The organism is Micromonospora sp. RB23, assembly GCF_053585025.1.
Window position 1 is genome coordinate 5967582 of the sequence record NZ_CM132111.1, and the last position, 13187, is coordinate 5980768.

Here is a 13187-nt window from a genome sequence, read left to right on the forward strand (position 1 = left end):
GCCTGCGCGCCGGCCTCCGCCGTGGCTGGCGGGTCCGCCGGGCCGCAGGCTGCGCGCCGAGCGCCCGAGGGGTCGTACACCGTCGGCGTGCGTACGCTCACCCTCGATCCGCGCTCGGCGCGCCCCCTGCCGGTGACCGCCTGCCTGGCCGCCCACGTCAGCGACCTTGCCGGCTCGGGGCTGAGGTCGGACGAGGACATGCCCCCGACGGGTACCGTGGCCCGGTGGATGACCTCGCGCAGCGCCAGCTGGCGAGCATCGCCGAGCTGGTCGAGGTGTCCGCGTCGGCTGGCATCCCGGTGTGGCTGCGCGGCGGCTGGGCGATGGACTTTCACCTCGGCGCGGTGAGCCGCCCGCACGTCGACGTCGACTGGTACTGCTGGCGCGAGGACGGCGAGCGGCTGGCCGCGTTGCTGACGGCCCGTGGTTGGCGTCCCGACCCGAGGATGCCGGCGGAGCTACAGCTCGACCTGTTCGCGGGTGACGTGGAGGTCAGCGTCGCGTACCTGGGCCGGGACGACAGCGGCCGGCCGACCGTGGGCGCCGGTCCCTGGGCGGGCACTCCCCTGCCGGCCGGGTTGCTGGACGCGCCGCCCGGCCGGATCGGCCCGCTCACCGTGCCGACGATCTCGGTGGCGGCCCAGATCGAGTTCAAGCAGATGTACCCGGTGTGGATGCCGGAACGTCCCCGCCGTCCGAAGGACGCGGACGACCTGGCTCGACTGCGCGCTGGGCCTCGTCGAGCAGGTCCTCGTACACCCCGACCTTGAAACCGATCAGGTCCAGGCACTGCGTGAGTTTGCCGATCTGGCTGGTGACGCGCTCGCGGTGCTCGCGCAGAAGCGCGAGTCGTTCCTCCTCGTTGCCGGCGCCGGCCCGGACGAGGTCGGCGTACCGGCGGAGCGCGGGCAACGGCATGCCCGACGTACGGAGAATGATGCAGACGGTCAGCCAGTCGACGTCGTTCTGGGTGTAGACGCGACGCCCCGCGGGCCCTCGGCGTACGGGATCGACGAAGACACCCTCCTGCTCGTAGAAGCGGAGGGCGTGCACGCTCAGGCCGGTGCGTTCGGCGACCTGCCCGATGCTCAGACTCGCGATGTCGTCTGCCATGTCGAGCAGGGTAGCGAGGCTTGACCTAGAGCCGACTCGAGCTCCTAGGGTCCTGCTGATCGTTACGACATAGCAAGGGAGCATCGGCATGCGCTACCGCACGCTCGGCGGCACCGGCATCGAGGTGAGCACCCACTGCCTCGGGACCATGATGTTCGGTGCCGTCGGGAATCCGGACCACGACGAGTGCGTCCGCATCATCCACACCGCCCTGGACAGCGGCATCAACGCCATCGACACCGCCGACATGTACGGCCGGGGTGAGTCCGAGCAGATCGTGGGGAAGGCACTGCGGGGACGCCGCGACGACGTCGTCCTCGCCACCAAGGTGCACTTCCCGATGGGCGAGGGACCCAACCAGGGCGGCAACTCACGGCGTTGGATCATCCAGGCGGTCGAGGGGAGTCTCCGGCGTCTCGGTACCGACTGGATCGACCTCTACCAGGTTCACCGCCCCGACCCCTCGACCGACATCGAGGAGACGCTCTCGGTGCTCACCGACCTGGTACGCCAGGGGAAGATCCGCGCCTTCGGGTGTTCGACCTTCCCCGCCGAGGAGATCGTCGAGGCACACCAGGTGTCCGAGCGTCGCGGCCTCGGCCGGCTGCGCACCGAGCAGCCGCCGTACTCGATCCTCGCCCGCGGGGTGGAGGTCGCGACCCTCCCGGTCTGCCAGCGCTACGGCATGGGGGTGCTGGTCTGGAGCCCTCTCGCCTTCGGCTTCCTCAGCGGCAGGTACCGCAAGGACCGGGCCGTCGACCTGTCCACCGGGCGGGCGGTTCTCCGGCCGGCGCAGTTCGATCCCACGATCGCGGAGAACGCGGCCAAGCTCGACATCGTCGAGCAGCTCGTCGACCTCGCGGCGGACATCGGGTGCACGCTTCCCCAACTCGCCATCGCCTTCACCGTGGCCCATCCGGCGGTCACCTCGGCGATCATCGGACCGCGGACCATGCAGCACCTGGAGGACCTGCTCAAGGGCGCCACCCTCACCCTGGACGACGCGGCCCTCGACCGGATCGACGAGATCGTGCCACCCGGGACCAACCGGTACGACCCCAACGCCGCCTTCCCCCCGCGCTCCCTGACCGACCCGGCGCGACGGCGGCGTCCGCTTCCCGAACGCGCCGCTGCCTGAGACGGCCGGTAATGGCGTGGCCACAGCGCGCCGGACCGCGCCGAGCCACCGGCGCGGCAGGGCACAATTACCTTCATGTCGCGTCGTGTCACCCCCACGCTGCTGGCCAGCGCCCTGCTCCTGGCCGCTCTGGTCGGCTGCTCCACGGACGCCCCGAAGAAGCAGGCCGCGCCGGTCGCCGTCGAGCCGCCGCCGGCCGCCACGCCGACACCGCAGGTACCCGCCGGGTCCGCGCCCGAAAATGCCTTCGGCGTCGGCGTACGACAGCTCAAGCTGAACCGGGACGGCCGTCCGCTACCGGTGACCCTCTGGTATCCGGCGGCCGGGACCGCCGGCGGCGCGGCCAAGCGGTCCGCGGCGGCGGCGGACGGCCGGTTTCCGGTGGTGATGTTCAGCCACGGTCTCACCGGACGGCCGGAGGACTACGCCACGCTGCTGACCCGCTGGGCGGCGGCGGGCTTCGTGGTGGCCGCGCCGACGTTCCCGCACACCTCCAAGGGCAGCGACGGCAACGTCCTCGACGTGCTCAACCAGCCGGCCGACGTGTCGTACGCGCTGACCCAGGTGCTGGCACTCGACGGCAAGGCCGGCGACGGGCTGCGCGGCCGGCTGGCGACCGACCGGGTGGCCGCGGCGGGGCACTCGGCGGGCGGGGTGACCACCATCGGTCTGTTCACCGCCGGCCGGGACGAACGGCTGGACGCCGGGGTGGTGTTCGCCGGCACTGCCGTCGGCGTGGGTACGGCGTTCGCGGGCGCGGCCGCGCCGCAACTGTTCGTGCACGGTGAGCTGGACGAGGTGGTCGACTACGCGGCGGGCAAGGCGGCGTACGACAAGGTGCCCTGGCCCAAGGCGCTGCTCAGCCTGCCCAAGGGCGACCACGGCCGGGCGCTGCTCGGCGACCCCGCGACGCTGCGGGTCGTCTCGGACACGGTCGTGGAGTTCCTGCGCTGGTCGCTCTACGGCGACGCGGAGGCCAAGAAGCGCATGGCGACCGAAGCGACCCGCAACGACATCGCCACCTTCGACGACCACCTCTGAGCGTCGCGCCGCCGTCTGCGCGATCTTGCACTTCCTGTGGTGGCGTAACGGGTCATTTCTCGCTGAACGACAGCAGAAAGCGCAAGATCGCGGGGGTGGCGCGGGGGTGGCGCGGGGGTGGCGCGGGGGTGGCGCGGGGATGGCGCGGCCGGCGCGGGGGCGGGGGTTCAGGCCGTGTGGTCGATGACGATCTTGCCGAAGGCCTCGCCGGAGTGCAGGCGGGCGAAGGCGTCCTCCACCCGACTGAACGGAACCACGCTGTCCACCACCGGGCGGACCTCGTTCTCGGCGCAGAACGCCAGCAGCTCGTACAGCTCCCCGGGAGTGCCCATCGACGTGCCCAGGATCTCCAACTGCATGGCGAAGACCCGGCGCAGGTTGACCGACGGTTGGTGGCCGGCGGTGGCACCGGAGACGACGATCCGGGCCATCGGGGCGGCCGACTTCATCGAGTGCTCGAAGGTCGCCGCGCCGACCGTCTCGATCACCACGTCGACCCGCTCCGGCAACCGGGCGCCGGGTTCGACAGCGGTGGCCCCGAGAGCCGAGATCCGGTCGCGCTTGCCGGCGTCGCGGCTGGTCGCGTACACCCGCTTGCCCATCGCGACGGCGAGCGCGACGGCCGCGGTGGCGACGCCACCGCCCGCGCCCTGCACCAGCACGCTGTCGGCGTCCGCGACGCGGCCCTTGGTGGTCAGCATCCGCCACGCGGTCAACCAGGCCGTGGGCAGGCACGCGGCGTCGGTCGCCGCCATGCCGTCGGGCAGCGGGATCAGGTTCGACCGGGGTACGGCGACCCGCTCGGCGAGGGTCCCGGCGAAGTGCTCGGAGAGGATGGAGACCCCACGCGGGTCACCGGGAGTGACGACGACCGGGTAGACGACCACGTCGTTGCCCTCGGGGTCCACACCCACCGCGTCGCAGCCCAGGGTCATCGGCAGTTGGGCCTCGGTGAGCCCCACCCCGCGCAGCGACCACAGGTCGTGGTGGTTGAGCGAGGTGGCGCGCACCTGCACGGTCACCCAGTCGTCCTCCGGGTGGGTCGGCTCGGGCTGCTCACCGACGGTGAGGGCGGCGAGCGGATCGGCGTCGTCGAAGCGGGAGGCGAAGGCAGCACGCATGATCGGCACGGTAACAAGCTGAGCGCTCGTTAAGAAGGCCTCACCGTCGGGCCACGCCGTCACGGCGGGCGGCCTCGGCCACCGCCTCGGCGACGGCCGGGGCGACACGCGGATCCAGCGGCGACGGGACGATCGCCTCGGGGGTCAGCGACTCGGCCACCACCTGCGCGATGGCGTCCGCCGCGGCGACCTTCATCGCCTCGGTGATCCGGGTGGCGCCGGCGTCCAGCGCGCCCCGGAACACCCCGGGGAACGCCAGCACGTTGTTGATCTGGTTGGGGTAGTCGCTGCGGCCCGTGGCGACCACCGCGACGTGCCGGGCGGCCACCTCCGGGTGCACCTCCGGCGTGGGGTTGGCCAGCGCGAACACGATCCCACCGGGTGCCATACCGGCGATGGCGGCCTCCGGGATCTCACCGCCGGAAACGCCGATCAACACGTCCGCGCCGCGCAGCGCCTCGGTGATGTCGCCCTGGCGGCCGTCGGCGTTGGTGCTCGCCGCCAGCTCTGCCTTGCCGCCGGTCAACTCGGCGCGGTGCGCGCCGATGATCCCCTTCGAGTCGCAGACGACCACCTGGTCGGGGTTGACGCCCCCGGCGATGAGCATCTTCGTCACGGCCACCCCGGCCGCGCCCGCGCCGCTCACCGCGACCCGCAGGTCGCCGAGCTTGCGGTTGAGCAGGGTGGCGGCGTTGCGCAGCGCGGCGAGCACCACGATGGCGGTGCCGTGCTGGTCGTCGTGGAAGACCGGGATGTCCAGCGCCTCGTCGAGTCGACGCTCGATCTCGAAGCAGCGCGGCGCGCTGATGTCCTCCAGGTTGATTCCGCCGAACGAGGGGGCCAGCGCGCGCACCACCGCGACGATCTCGTCCACGTCCTGGGTGTCGAGGCAGACCGGCACCGCGTCCACCCCCGCGAACTGCTTGAACAGCACCGCCTTGCCCTCCATGACCGGCAGCGCGGCACGCGGGCCGATGTTGCCGAGCCCCAACACGGCCGAGCCGTCGGTGACCACCGCGACCGCGTGCGACGCCCAGGTGTACTCGTCGGCGAGGTCGGGGTCGGCGGCGATCGCCTCGCACACCCGGGCCACCCCCGGGGTGTACGCGAGGGAGAGGTCCTCGCGGCTGGTCAGCGGCACCGTCGAGGCGACGGCCATCTTGCCGCCGAGGTGCAGTTGGAAGACGGGATCAGCGGGGTCCACGGTGGATGAAGACATGGCGGTGACTCCAGGATCTGTCGAGCAGATGTGAGGCGGCGGGCCCGGCCGCGAGGTGGGCGGCGAGCGATGGCACGCGGCGCGGGGGGTCACCCGGGCACTTTCCGAGCATAGTGTCGACACTGCCCCTCGGATGTGAGCAGGGTCATATAAGCCGGCGAGGCACCCGTCCGGGGCGTGGCCAGTAGCGGGCCACCACCCGGCCGCGCACGTCGGCCACGCCGTACGCCCGGGAGTCGTCGGTGATCAACTCGTTGTCACCACGCAGCCACCAACCGCCGTCCTGCGGCCGGACCGCCCGCTTGACGACCAGCAGTTCCGGCCGCGTCCGGAAGACCGCGACCACCACGTCCCCGGGTCGGATCGGACGCCCGCCCGAGCGGACCAGCACCGCGTCACCGTGCCGCAGCGTCGGTGCCATGGACGGGCCGGTCACCGCCACCGCCGTCAGCGGGCCGCGCAGGCGAGGCGGCTCACCCGGGTGATCGGCGCCCACTGGTTTCACCTCCACCCCGTTCGGGGAGCACTCTCAGGAGTAATGTCGCCTTTGATCATCGCAAACTTCCCATGGAGGATCCCGATGCGACTTCCGCGCATCCTTGCGCCTCGCGTCACCGCGAGCGCTCACTGCGACCTGCCGTGCGGCGTCTACGACCCGGCCCAGGCCCGGATCGAGGCCGAGTCGGTCAAAATGATCTGCGAGAAGTACCAGGCCAACACCGACCCGGAGTTCCGTACCCGGGCCGTCATCATCAAGGAGCAGCGCGCCGAGCTGGTCAAGCACCACCTGTGGGTGCTCTGGACCGACTACTTCAAGGCTCCGCACTTCGAGAAGTACCCGAACCTGCACACCCTGTTCAACGAGGCCACCAAGCTCGCCGGCGCCGGCGGCGTCAAGGGCAGCCTCGACCCGGCCACGGCCGACCAGCTCCTCGCGAAGATCGACGAGATCGCGAAGATCTTCTGGGAGACCAAGAAGGCGTGACCAACCCGGTCACCCCGACGATCCGGCCGGTACGTCCCGCGGACGTACCGGCCGTCGTCGCCATGGTGCACGAACTGGCGGCGTACGAACGCGCCCCCGACCAGTGCCACCTCACCGAGGAGCAGCTCACCTCGGCGCTGTTCACCACCGCCCCGGCGCTCTTCGGTCACGTCGCGGTCGACGAGCACGACGTGCCGGTCGGCTTCGCCCTGTGGTTCCTCAACTTCTCCACCTGGGCCGGCGTGCACGGCATCTATCTGGAGGACCTCTACGTCTCCCCGTCCGCCCGGGGCACCGGCGCGGGCCGACTGCTGCTCGCCGCGCTGGCCGAGATCTGCGTACGACGGGGTTACCAACGGCTCGAGTGGTGGATGATCGAGTGGAATCCGGCCGCCGGCTTCTACGCCTCGATCGGCGCCCAGCAGCTGAACGAGTGGGTTCCGTACCGACTCAGCGGTGACGCCCTGCGGGATCTGGCCACTCAGGCGGAGGCCGCCGAGACGCACCCGGGCGACTGACCGGGTAGAGTCCCCGACCGGGGGGATGAGCCGTGACTCAACTGACCAGCCAGCCAGCGACCGACGACGACGTGGTGCACCTCACGGTGCCCGCCGACGGCGGTTACCTCGGCGTGCTCCGCACCGCCACCGCCGGCCTCGCGGCCCGGTTGCAGTTCGCGCTCGACGAGATCGAGGATCTGCGGATCGCCGTCGACGAGGCGTGCGCCATGCTGCTCGCCATCGCCACGCGGGACGCCGAGTTGGAGTGTCGCTTCTCGGTCACCAACGACGCGCTGACCGTCGAGGTGACCGTCCCGACCGTCCGCGGCGCCACGCTGCCCGCCGAGTCGTCCTTCGCCTGGAAGGTGCTCACCGCGCTGACCACGTCGGCGTCTGCCACGGCCGCCGACGGCCGGGCGACCATCTCATTGCTGACCCGCCGCTCCGGCGGCTACTGACCGACCCGCCCGGCGGCGTCACTCGAAGCCGAGGGCCTTCGTCGTGGGCGGACTGACGAGCAGCCAGCCGACGCCCAGGCCGAGCGCGATCAGCGGTACGCCCAACCAGCCCATCCCGCCCTGGATCATGAACCAGCCGATCGGCAGCAGCATCAGCTGAAGGACGATCGCGGGGGCCCGTGCGCCGGCCCGGCGGCGCAGCAGCGCGCGGCCCAGGGCCCAGAGTGCGACGGCCGCCCCGACGGCAAAGGCGGTCACCAGCAACGCCGACGCGAGGTCGGTGGTGGTGGCGGTCAGGTCGGCCCAGACCAACCAGACCGCGATCAGACCGACGGCGACCGCCTCCGCCCACAGCAGCCGCGCCGCCCAGCGAAGCGTGCCGGGAATCCGGGCCGAGTCGATGGTCACGCGCGCCACGATACCTGTGCTACCGAGAGGTACAGTGCCGCCCATGCGGGCCGTCCTGGTGGTCAATCCGAAGGCCACCACCACCAGCGAACGCAGCCGAGACGTGCTTGTCCGCGCGCTGCGCAGCGAAGTCGACCTCAGTGTGCGCTACACCCGCCGCCGGGGGCACGCCATGGCCCTGGCCCGGGAGGCCGCCGCCGAGGGCGTCGATCTCGTCGTCACCCTGGGTGGCGACGGCACCGTGAACGAGGTGGTGAACGGCCTGATGACGGCCGAGCCGCCGGCCGGTGCCGATGGAGCGTCGATGGCGCAGCGGCTGCCCGCGCTGGCCACCGTTCCGGGCGGTTCCACGAACGTGTTCGCCCGCGCCTTGGGTCTGCCCCGGGAGTGGCCCGACGCGACCAGCATGATTTTGGAAGGGCTGCGCCTGGGCCGGCAGCGCACGGTCGGGCTGGGCCTCGCGGACGACCGCTACTTCACCTTCTGCGCCGGGTTCGGGCTGGACGCCGCCGTGATCCACCGGGTGGAGCAGGCCCGCCGCAAGGGGCGGGTCTCGACGCCCGGTCTCTACTTCCGCTCGATCATGAGCCAGTACTTCTTCGCCTCGGACCGGCGGCATCCGGCGATCAGCCTGGAGCGGCCCGGTGAGGCGGCCGAGGACGAGCTGGCCACCGTCATCATCCAGAACACCGCCCCCTGGACGTACCTGGGTGATCGGGAGGTCAACCCGAATCCGGAGGCGTCGTTCGACCTCGGCTTGGACGTGCTGGCCCTGCGTCAGCTCCGGGTGGCTAGCACAACACGGACAGTCACTCAATTCATGTCCCGGCGGCCAGATCCGAACGGACGTCAGGTGTTACGACTCCATGACACTGCGGAGTTCACCCTGGTCTCCAGCCGCCCGCAGGCGTTCCAGCTCGACGGCGACTATCTTGGTGAGCGGGAGAAGGTCAGATTCACCTCCATTCCGGCCGCACTCAGAGTAATCTGCTAGGTCTCGGGTACTGCCCTTGGTCGACGCGGCGCCGCAACCGCAACGGCTGGTGCCGCCACACCGAGGGGCAGGTGCCGGAAATGTCAGCAATGTCACGCGGACTGTACTATATTGATCCTCGGCTGTGGCACGGCGGGTAACCAGGAAGGTACTGGAACCCGGACAAATGGGTTGTGGGCTTGCTCACCGCGCGGAGTTTTTCCGAGCGTCACCCTTGACATCGCGAGCGTTCGTGAAAGTATTCACAAGCGAACTTGAGTTACCGGGACATTGCCTGGATATGCTCGACAGGTTGAGCTGTTCCAGCAGGTCCCCGGGGCTGACTGCCTGCTCACGCACTGCCGAATGGTCGGACGCGAACGGTCACCATAGGCACTGCGGATGCATATAGGAAAAGCACTACCCGCAATAAATTGCCACCCATCCAGAATGAGGAGTGTTGCCGCCATGGACTGGCGTCACCATGCTGTCTGCCGCGACGAGGACCCGGAGCTGTTCTTCCCGATTGGGACGTCCGGACCGGCTCTCCTTCAGGTCGAGCAGGCCAAGGCCGTCTGCCGGCGCTGCTCCGTCACCGACCAGTGCCTTCAGTGGGCGCTCGAGTCGGGTCAGGACGCCGGCGTCTGGGGCGGGATGAGCGAGGAGGAGCGGCGCGCTGTCAAGCGGCGCGGCGGCCTCCGGGTGCTGCGCGCTCACTCCGCCTGATCCCCCAACGACACAGCAGTACGCCCCGGCAGGTCCGCCTGCCGGGGCGTACTGCTGTCCGGAACCGTTCCGGTCGGACGAGCGGTCAGGCCAGCTCGTCGACCCGGCGCAGCACCAGCTCAGCCAGCTCGGGCGCGTCCGTCAACGGGGCCGCCACCGCCACTGCCCCGGCCCCCTGCGCCGACGCGGTCACCGCGTCGTGGAACAGGCCCGGCGCGAGGAAGTACGCGGACACCGCCACCCGCCGCGCGCCCGCCGCCCGCAGCCGCGTCACCGCCACGCCCGTCGCCGGTGGGGCCGCCGAGGCGTACGACACGCGGCACGGCACCCCCAACTCGACGCCGAGCGCATCAGCCACGCGGCCCACCGAACCACGCGCACGCGCGTCCCGGGTGCCCGCAGCGGCCAGCACCAGGGCGTCGAAGCGGCCCGGAGCGACCTCGCCGAGCCGACGACGAAGCCCCGCCAGCAGGGCTGGCGCCACCGTCCCGTCCGCCGGGCCGAGCACGTCGGTCACCCGAACCGTCAGCGCTGGTCCGGCCTTCGTCGCGGCCGCCACCGCCGCGGGAATATCCACCCGGCGGTGGTACGCGGCGGTCAGCAGAAGCGGCACCACCACCGCCCTCCGGTGCCCGGCCTCGGCCAGCCCGCGCAGCACCTCGGTCGGCCCCGGCTCGGTATGGTCCAGCCAACTCGCCGACACCGACAGGCCGGGCCGGACCGCCGACACCGCCCGGGCCAGCGCCCGGGTGGCCTCGGCGGCTCGCGGATCCCGACTGCCGTGCGCGACCAGCACCACCGGGGCCGCCCCGCCGGCCGCGTCCGGGCCGGTCGGGGTGATCGACGACGAGGTCAGACGTGCAGCCCGCACTCGGTCTTCTCGAACATGGCCCAGCGTCCGGCGCGCGGATCCTCGCCGGCCTTCGTACGGCGGGTGCACGGCCAGCAGCCGATCGAGCCGTAACCCTGCTTGAACAGCTCGTTGACCGGCACGTTCCAGCGGGCGATGTAGGCGTCCACGTCCCCCTGCGACCAGGCCGCGATCGGGTTGACCTTGACCCTGCCGCGCCGGGCGTCGAACGTCACCACGGGCGTGTTGGCCCGGGTCGGCGACTCGTCCCGGCGCAGACCGGCGGCCCAGGCGTCGTACCCGGACAGGGCCCGCTCCAACGGCTCCACCTTGCGCAACTGGCAGCAGTCGTCCGGGGACTTGTTGAACAGTCGCGGACCGTACTGGCCGTCCTGCTGCCCCACGGTGAGCCGAGGCCGGATCGACCGGACGTTCACCGGCAGCGTACGGGCGACCTCGTCGCGTACGCGGAGCGTCTCGGGGAAGTGCAGACCGGTGTCCAGGAAGACCACGTCCACGCCGGGGGCGACCCGGGACACCAGGTGGGCCAGGACGGCGTCGGCCATCGAACTGGTGACGCAGAACCGGTCGCCGAAGGTCTGCGCCGCCCAGCGGGCGATCTCCAGCGCGGGCGCGCCCTCCAGCTCCCGGCCGGCGTCCTCGGCCAGCGCGCGCAACTCGTCCGGGCTGCGCCCGGCCGGAGCGGTCGACGTCTGCGCGCCCGGGCCGACCAGGCGCAGGCTCGCGGCGGAGACGAGGCTCATGAGGTCACCGCCCGCGAGAGCAGCCCGGTGAACTTCACCGAGAAGACCCGGGCGCAGGCGTGGCACTCCCAGGCGCCGTGCCCCGCCTCGTGCGGCCGCAGGTCCTCCTCGCCGCAGTACGGGCAGTACAGGGGTGCCGCTCGGTTCTCGCTGCTCACCGCAACTCCTCCTCGTCGACTCTGATCACCCAGTTGGCGAACGTCTCGCCCTCGACCCGCCCGGCCAGGTAGCGGCGGGCCAGCCTCTCCACGTACTCCGGAAGCTCCTCGGCGGTGGTCTTCAGGCCGCGCAGCTTGCGGCCGAAACCGGCGGTCTGCCCCTGCGCCATGCCCAACCCGCCGCCCAGGTGCACCTGGAAGCCCTCCACCTGCCGGCCGTCCGGGCCGACCACCAGCTGACCCTTGAGACCGATGTCGGCCACCTGGGTGCGGGCGCAGGCGTTCGGGCAGCCGTTGATGTGGATGGAGATGTCCGCGTCGAAGTCGCGCAGCCGCTGCTCCAGCCGGGCCACCAGTTCCTCACCGCGAGCCTTGGTCTCGACGATGGCGAGCTTGCAGTACTCGATGCCGGTGCACGCCATGGTGCCGCGCCGCCAGGCCGACGGCCGAGCCTCCAGGCCGATGCCGCGCAGCGCGTCGACGAGCGACTCCGTCCGCGCCGGCGGCACGTCGAGCACCAGCAGTTTCTGGTACGGGGTGAGCCGCACCCGGTCGCTGCCGTGCGCCTCGACGACGTCGGCCAACTGGGCGAGCTGGGTGCCGGAGACCCGCCCGACCACCGGCGCGGCGCCCACGTAGTGCCGCCCGTCGGCCTGCTCGTGCACGCCCACGTGGTCGATCGGCTTCGACGGCAGGGTCGGCGCGGGGCCGTCGAGCAGCGTACGACCGAGGTACTCCTTCTCCAGGACCTCGCGGAAGCGCTCGATACCCCAGTCCGCGACCAGGAACTTCAGCCGGGCCCGGTTACGCAGCCGGCGGTAGCCGTAGTCACGGAAGATGCCGACAACGCCGGCCCACACGTCGGGGATCTCGGCCAGCGGCACCCAGACGCCGAGCCGCTGGGCGAGCATCGGGTTGGTGGAGAGGCCGCCACCGACCCAGAGGTCGAAGCCGGGGCCGTGCTCGGGGTGGTCGACACCGAGGAGCGCGATGTCGTTCGACTCGTACGGGGTGTCGACCAGCCAGGAGATCGACGTCTTGAACTTGCGGGGCAGGTTGGAGTACTGCTTGTCACCCACGTACCGGGCGACGATCTCGTCGATTGCCGGGGTCGGGTCGAGCAGCTCGTCGCGGGCCACCCCGGCGACCGGGCTGCCGAGGACGATGCGCGGGCAGTCGCCGCACGCCTCGGTGGTCTGCAGGCCGACCGACTCGAGCCGACGCCAGATCTCCGGCATGTCCTCGACGCGGATCCAGTGGTACTGGATGTTCTGCCGGTCGGTGATGTCGGCGGTGTCCCTGGCGAACTCCCGGGAGATGTCCGCGATGACCCGCAGCTGAGCCAGGCTGAGCTGGCCGCCGTCGATGCGGACGCGGAGCATGAAGAACTCGTCCTCCAGCTCGTGCGGCTCCAGCACGGCGGTGCGCCCGCCGTCGATGCCGGCCTTGCGCTGGGTGTAGAGGCCCCACCAGCGGAACCGGCCGCGCAGGTCCTGCGGGTCGATGGAGGCGAAGCCACGGTGCGCGTAGATGTTCTCGATACGGGCGCGGACGTTGAGCGGGTCGTCGTCCTTCTTAATCCGCTCGTTGGGGTTGAGCGGCTCGCGGTGGCCGAGCGCCCACTGGCCCTCGCCCCGCGGCCGGCGCGGCGGCCGGGCGGGCCGGGCCGTCGGGTCCTCGGGCCGGGCCGGGATGCTGCTGACCGCCATCGCGGCGTCCTCCGTTGTCTCTGC

The 13187-nt window shown here is 71.5% G+C and carries 17 protein-coding genes; 8 read left to right on the forward strand and 9 right to left on the reverse strand.

Features of this window, described 5'->3' with window-relative positions; all coding sequences use genetic code 11:
• The first annotated feature begins 224 nt into the window (after nt 1–224).
• Nucleotides 225–770, forward strand: a complete 546-nt coding sequence (locus ACTFTM_RS27120; RefSeq protein WP_449563226.1) for a nucleotidyltransferase domain-containing protein — start codon at nt 225–227, stop codon at nt 768–770.
• Here the strand turns inward: ACTFTM_RS27120 and ACTFTM_RS27125 are convergent.
• Nucleotides 652–1113, reverse strand: a complete 462-nt coding sequence (locus ACTFTM_RS27125) for a MerR family transcriptional regulator (protein WP_449563227.1) — start codon at nt 1111–1113, stop codon at nt 652–654. The genes ACTFTM_RS27120 and ACTFTM_RS27125 overlap by 119 nt on opposite strands.
• 88 nt (nt 1114–1201) lie before the next feature.
• Between ACTFTM_RS27125 and ACTFTM_RS27130 the strand changes: the two genes are divergently transcribed.
• Together ACTFTM_RS27130 and ACTFTM_RS27135 are read left to right on the forward strand one after the other, a co-directional pair.
• The gene (locus ACTFTM_RS27130; RefSeq protein WP_449563228.1) at nt 1202–2251 is read left to right on the forward strand and encodes an aldo/keto reductase; all 1050 of its coding nucleotides are present in this window, start codon (nt 1202–1204) and stop codon (nt 2249–2251) included.
• Nucleotides 2252–2326: 75 nt separating this feature from the next.
• Nucleotides 2327–3292, forward strand: coding sequence for an alpha/beta hydrolase family protein (locus tag ACTFTM_RS27135; RefSeq protein WP_449563229.1), 966 nt, complete (start codon nt 2327–2329; stop codon nt 3290–3292).
• A gap of 167 nt (nt 3293–3459) precedes the next feature.
• Here the strand turns inward: ACTFTM_RS27135 and ACTFTM_RS27140 are convergent, their stop codons facing one another.
• The 3 genes from ACTFTM_RS27140 to ACTFTM_RS27150 form a co-directional block, all read right to left on the reverse strand.
• Complete coding sequence (locus tag ACTFTM_RS27140) at nt 3460–4422, reverse strand: zinc-binding dehydrogenase (RefSeq protein WP_449563230.1); 963 nt, start codon at nt 4420–4422, stop codon at nt 3460–3462.
• Between the two features lie 31 nt (nt 4423–4453).
• Nucleotides 4454–5632, reverse strand: coding sequence for an NAD(P)-dependent malic enzyme (locus ACTFTM_RS27145; protein WP_449563231.1), 1179 nt, complete (start codon nt 5630–5632; stop codon nt 4454–4456).
• A gap of 145 nt (nt 5633–5777) precedes the next feature.
• A complete protein-coding gene (locus ACTFTM_RS27150; protein ID WP_449563232.1) occupies nt 5778–6128 on the reverse strand; it encodes a S24/S26 family peptidase in 351 nt (116 codons plus the stop codon).
• An 84-nt stretch (nt 6129–6212) separates the two neighbouring features.
• Between ACTFTM_RS27150 and sodN the strand changes: the two genes are divergently transcribed.
• From sodN to ACTFTM_RS27165, 3 genes are read left to right on the forward strand one after another with little or no spacing between them, the layout of a single operon-like run.
• Nucleotides 6213–6617, forward strand: a complete 405-nt coding sequence (gene sodN / locus ACTFTM_RS27155; protein ID WP_449563233.1) for a superoxide dismutase, Ni — start codon at nt 6213–6215, stop codon at nt 6615–6617.
• Nucleotides 6614–7135, forward strand: coding sequence for an N-acetyltransferase family protein (locus tag ACTFTM_RS27160; protein ID WP_449563234.1), 522 nt, complete (start codon nt 6614–6616; stop codon nt 7133–7135). The genes sodN and ACTFTM_RS27160 overlap by 4 nt, the downstream gene beginning before the upstream one ends.
• A 32-nt stretch (nt 7136–7167) precedes the next feature.
• Nucleotides 7168–7575 carry an ATP-binding protein gene (locus ACTFTM_RS27165; RefSeq protein ID WP_449563235.1) on the forward strand — a complete coding sequence of 136 codons (408 nt, stop codon included), beginning with the start codon at nt 7168–7170 and terminating at the stop codon, nt 7573–7575.
• A gap of 18 nt (nt 7576–7593) precedes the next feature.
• On the opposite strand, the gene ACTFTM_RS27170 is transcribed toward ACTFTM_RS27165, so the two are convergent.
• Nucleotides 7594–7983 (reverse strand): hypothetical protein, encoded by a 390-nt coding sequence (locus ACTFTM_RS27170; protein ID WP_449563236.1) that lies wholly within the window; start codon nt 7981–7983, stop codon nt 7594–7596.
• Between the two features lie 43 nt (nt 7984–8026).
• On the opposite strand from ACTFTM_RS27170, the gene ACTFTM_RS27175 reads away from it, so the two are divergent.
• A complete protein-coding gene (locus ACTFTM_RS27175; RefSeq protein WP_449563237.1) occupies nt 8027–8977 on the forward strand; it encodes a diacylglycerol/lipid kinase family protein in 951 nt (316 codons plus the stop codon).
• 447 nt (nt 8978–9424) lie between these two features.
• Nucleotides 9425–9682 (forward strand): WhiB family transcriptional regulator, encoded by a 258-nt coding sequence (locus ACTFTM_RS27180; protein ID WP_007072794.1) that lies wholly within the window; start codon nt 9425–9427, stop codon nt 9680–9682.
• An 85-nt stretch (nt 9683–9767) separates the two neighbouring features.
• Here ACTFTM_RS27180 and ACTFTM_RS27185 read toward each other — a convergent pair whose 3' ends face one another.
• Genes ACTFTM_RS27185 through ACTFTM_RS27200 form a run of 4 tightly spaced genes read right to left on the reverse strand, consistent with a single transcriptional unit; the run spans nt 9768 to nt 13163 of the window.
• Entirely contained in the window at nt 9768–10523 is a 756-nt protein-coding gene (locus ACTFTM_RS27185; protein WP_449566743.1) for a sirohydrochlorin chelatase, read from the reverse strand.
• Nucleotides 10524–10534: 11 nt separating this feature from the next.
• Nucleotides 10535–11296 (reverse strand): phosphoadenylyl-sulfate reductase, encoded by a 762-nt coding sequence (locus ACTFTM_RS27190; protein WP_449563238.1) that lies wholly within the window; start codon nt 11294–11296, stop codon nt 10535–10537.
• Complete coding sequence (locus ACTFTM_RS27195; RefSeq protein ID WP_449563239.1) at nt 11293–11454, reverse strand: hypothetical protein; 162 nt, start codon at nt 11452–11454, stop codon at nt 11293–11295. The genes ACTFTM_RS27190 and ACTFTM_RS27195 overlap by 4 nt, the downstream gene beginning before the upstream one ends.
• Nucleotides 11451–13163: a nitrite/sulfite reductase gene (locus tag ACTFTM_RS27200; RefSeq protein ID WP_449563240.1), complete on the reverse strand. Its 1713-nt coding sequence runs from the start codon at nt 13161–13163 to the stop codon at nt 11451–11453. The genes ACTFTM_RS27195 and ACTFTM_RS27200 overlap by 4 nt, the downstream gene beginning before the upstream one ends.
• Nucleotides 13164–13187: the final 24 nt, after the last annotated feature.